3 protein-coding genes are annotated in these 4,425 nt (G+C 32.1%); 1 reads left to right on the top strand and 2 read right to left on the bottom strand.

Annotation, left to right across the window (positions count from 1 at the left end; all coding sequences use genetic code 11):
• Positions 1-119: 119 nt before the first annotated feature.
• Entirely contained in the window at positions 120-2,612 is a 2,493-nt protein-coding gene (locus VIO64_RS22925; protein WP_331922076.1) for a dockerin type I domain-containing protein, read from the bottom strand.
• 671 nt (positions 2,613-3,283) lie between these two features.
• On the opposite strand from VIO64_RS22925, the gene VIO64_RS22920 reads away from it, so the two are divergent.
• Entirely contained in the window at positions 3,284-4,096 is an 813-nt protein-coding gene (locus tag VIO64_RS22920; protein WP_331922075.1) for an alpha/beta hydrolase, read from the top strand.
• Here the strand turns inward: VIO64_RS22920 and VIO64_RS22915 are convergent.
• Entirely contained in the window at positions 4,014-4,394 is a 381-nt protein-coding gene (locus VIO64_RS22915) for a hypothetical protein (protein ID WP_331922074.1), read from the bottom strand. The genes VIO64_RS22920 and VIO64_RS22915 overlap by 83 nt on opposite strands.
• Positions 4,395-4,425: the final 31 nt, after the last annotated feature.

Raw genomic sequence — 4,425 nt, 5'->3', positions numbered from 1 at the left:
AATTCCTTTCCCTTTTTTGACCCGATCTGATATAATTTCATATGTGGCAGCTCCTTTCATTTTTTGTTTTCCCAAACAATAGTTTATCAAACTACCGTCTGGACTGCCACCTTCAATTTCTACGAAATTCGGGACTTACTCGTATCAAGTATCAAATCATAATTAACATTAAGATTTCCATGGTTTATATCAAGCAACCCGCCCTTTTGGATAATCGAACCATTAACAGTTACTGAGTGTGAGTTCAAGTCAATTTTTGTTCCATTTTTATTCCCAATATCAATATTTGTTCCTGATTCAGGATTGTCAATAATAAAATCACCATTAACCACTATATCTGTCTTAAGTGGTTTTAAAAGCTTTCTTAACTTAAAATTTGAAAATATCTTCGTGCATTTTTCAAGAGAAGTTATTGTAACAGGGTTACCCGCAAAAACTACACCATTTGTTTCACCTGTATTAGTTATTTCTAGAAGGTTAAAACAAGATTCACCATTCTGATAAGAGTTGAAATTAACATTTTGTAAGCCTGTACCACTTAATATTACTTTATGATTATCCGATGAAACAAAGCTACGTGCATTTCCACCTTGAATAAAATCGCCTTTAACCTCTAATACACCATCTGTAAAACACTTTAATCTATCTCCATCAGGTGTATTATTATTGTTAATAGATGAATCTACATGTGAATAGTTTAGGAAGCTACCTCCAACTAAAACATAATCAGCAGCATTTCTCATAATAAGTCTACTATAATTGTTGTTTGTGTCCGGAATAGTATAATTTCCATCGACTAAAAGTTTACCACTATTAATTCTTATAGTAGAACTCTTCCCCGGTATAGAGCTTCCATTTTGAACAAAGTTACCGGTATCAGAAATTCCAGCATTCTTTTGTACTCTAACGGTGCCTCTATTTATATCGATAGTACCGGTATTTTGATTCAAATTTCCAGTTATATTAATATTACCAGCATTAACATCAATCGTACCAACAGAATCATGAATTAGATTGCCATTTACATTTATAGTTCCTTTGTTTACATTTATGCTACCATTTACCGTCAAATTCCCAGCAAAAGTAAGAACAACATTACTACTCAAATTGAGCACAGCATTACTATTTACGACTGATTCACCAAAACTTTTGTCGCCGCTTAATGTATAGCTGTTATTAATATAAGTTACACCACTTTTTATCATAATATTAGGCAAGCTAGGATAGCTTATAGTTGTAGCAGTATAATGCTTTGCAAGAATTATTAAATCCGCCGTGTTTATAACTCCGTCTTTATTAAAATCCGCATTAGCATTATACTTTGTATCACCTTCAAAAGAATTAAATGCCTGTGCAAGAGCAATTTGATCAACAGTGTTTATAACTCCATCCTTATTCAAATCTCCTGCCCATATATCCATAGGGTCATTTTGTGTACCAAAACTTATATTAGTAGAATCAATATTAAAATTACTTATACATCTCCTAAGATATCCGGAAATCTCATTTCCAGCAGCATCATACTTTGAAATAATTATATCTACATTATTGCTTACATTAATGTTATTTATTTCAAAGTAACCATTACTTCCTACCCCAGTGCTATATTTTACATCAGTTTGATTTCCCACTGAAGTAATTCTGACTTTTAAATTTGCAAATATCTTGCTAGAATCAGCTGTATTATAGTCAAAATCCGGCCTGATGTAACCTGATATCTTTCCATTTGTAACACTTGCTAGAGATATAGCCATATTTTGCAATGACAGACTTGATTTTGCTTGTTCTGTACTTGATAATTGAGTGAAAAGAGTTGGCGTTGGTACAGGTGTCTGAGTTGGAATACAAGTTGGACCTGTTGGGTTAATCGTCTTAGGTTGTATAATAGAGAAACCTGAATTTATTAATTTCCCATCCCAGTTATAAGCATATGTACCACTTATATTTCCTGAAACGCTATTTGGTTCCTCCAAACTTATTTGTGTAACATTTGGTTTTAAAACCTTGAATAGCACTACTGCTACTATTCCTGAATTTTCAGACTTTCCTGACATTTTATAAGTACTTAAGTTATAGTATAGTCTGTTAAAATTCAATATTCCTTCTGAAATCTTATTTGCGGCTGCAGAAAAAGGAGTATAACTCGTATTGTTTAAAATATTTCCTATTCCCGGAACAGTTGAGTCTGTATAAGCTTTAGTAGAAGGTTCAATAGGCTGAAGTGTATTAGGATCATATTTTAAGCTTACATTAATACCTGCGAAATTTAAAATATTATTTATTGATACATTGGCAGTGATAATATCACCAACCTCAGCAATTGTTTTATCCAAATTCAGACTAACATTTGAACTACTTACAGGTGAATTCATCGGCGTAGACTTTAATTTTGTACTAGGTGTACTCGAACTTGACATACTGGTTATGATTTTTGTAGGCGTCGATACAGCTGAAGTATTCGAAACCTTTATAGCTGAATTAACTGGTGAACTTGGTGCTGCAAATACGTTCACTTTTGTACTATCACTCCCTGAAATATTTAATTCCAGAGGTAATAGTTGAAGAAACATTAGCAAGACCAATATTGCCGCTAAAGTTTTTTTAAATTTCATTATGGTTTCATCCCCTTTTCATTAAATAAAATAAACTAACTATTTATGTAAAATTCCTTTAAAGAAATATTATTGTCTATAGATTTTTCTAGAATTGGATTAATAAACTAACTTTGTATCTTGATTAGTATAAGTTCATCATTGCTAAAAGTCAACATAATATTATGTTTATTTTTAAATTATTACTAAATTTGATGTAATTATTTTTATAAGTAAAAAAAACTATTAAAAGTGTTTCCTATAACATGGTATTCATTGTGTCCATATACAGCGAATCCATAATAATTAACTTATTTGTATTTTATTAAATTTACGTTAATGAATGTAAATACCTACTTATGAAGTCAATCATATCTTAATGGTAACATTAAAGATAACTTATTATATGACAACAAAGTAATTTTTCTATTAGTTATACTGCATTTTATTACAATACCTACAATACCTTAAAATTATAATGTCATTTCGGACTTTTAACCCTGCAAGTGTCAAATTTAAGTAGTTGTTTCTTACAGGTTACACATTAATTTTACACCACTCAACACCTATTGTCAACATGTTTTTCATTATTGTAACCTTTAGATATAACGTTTTAATTCCACAAATTAACTTTTATGTTTTCCTCAATCTATGCTAAAATTAACTATATACACCCACACAGGAGTAACCAAATGAACAAAGCATTCTCATACATAATTGACCGGATAGCACTGGAACTTCTTCATAGAGAAAGAAGCTCCAAATCACATTTTTCAACCGACTCAAACGTTGATATTGCTGACTTCTACAAAAAACCTTCTACCCCAATATTCACTCTCAACCCAACTGATAAACCAGCAATATACTCATATACATTCAGAAGCGAAGTTGACAACAACAAATGCAATGAATTGGTTCATGGACTTTATTATAAAAACACATCCAAACCGGCAACAAAATCAATAATCTTAGTACCCGGCTGGAGAATGAAAGATTATTCTGCAATATCAGATATATTTTTAGAAGGTTTTCTGGAAAAAGGCTATGATGTGTACTTTATATCTCTACCCTTTCATAATCCTAGGGCAGGAAGTGATTCAGAATACTGCGGCGAATTAATGATCAGCACCGATATAGGAAGAACCCTATTATCTGTAAAACAAGCGGTGTCAGACATTCGTGCACTTATATGCTACCTGAAAAGCATAAACCAAAAGGTTGTACTTGCAGGTATAAGCCTTGGTGGGTTTATAACCAATTTAACTGCAACTGCTGAGAAAAACATTGATGCACTCATATCTGCATTCTACGCAAACAGTATGTCGTATTCAACATGGCACACTATTCCGGGCAGATATCTTAAAAGGGATTTTGTTGCCAATTCGTTTGATTATGAAAAACTAAAAGAGAAATGGGACATATTTAATCCAATGCCCTCTTTCTTGCCGCCTTTTCTATCTTCTCAAATGACGAGTACCTGTCCTTATCAATCAAATCCGATATAATAGTAATATTGGCATAATAAGCTGCTGCCGAAATGATTGTAAGTCGGTTTATCATACCTGCTAACCGGTTTGCCAATGATTTTATCGATGCTTCAATCTCTTGATGAATAATGTCAGTTATAATATCTATATTTTCTTCATATCCATTTACTGCTAAGCCTTTATCCACAAACTCTCTGATTACTTCTGATGCATAAACATTCTTTTTTATTGCCAGCTTATCAATCTGTTCCAAAGTTTCAATTGGGAAAACCACTGACCTTTTTTGAGTCTTGGGGTTGTTATCGGCCTCTTTCACAAAATTCCTCCTTTAATACCTTATTTGATTA

The sequence above is a fragment of the Pseudobacteroides sp. genome, assembly GCF_036567765.1.
GTDB lineage: Bacteria > Bacillota > Clostridia > Acetivibrionales > DSM-2933 > Pseudobacteroides.
The sequence above is the reverse complement of the archived record's forward strand: the minus strand, read 5'-3'. Positions and strand labels throughout refer to the sequence as shown.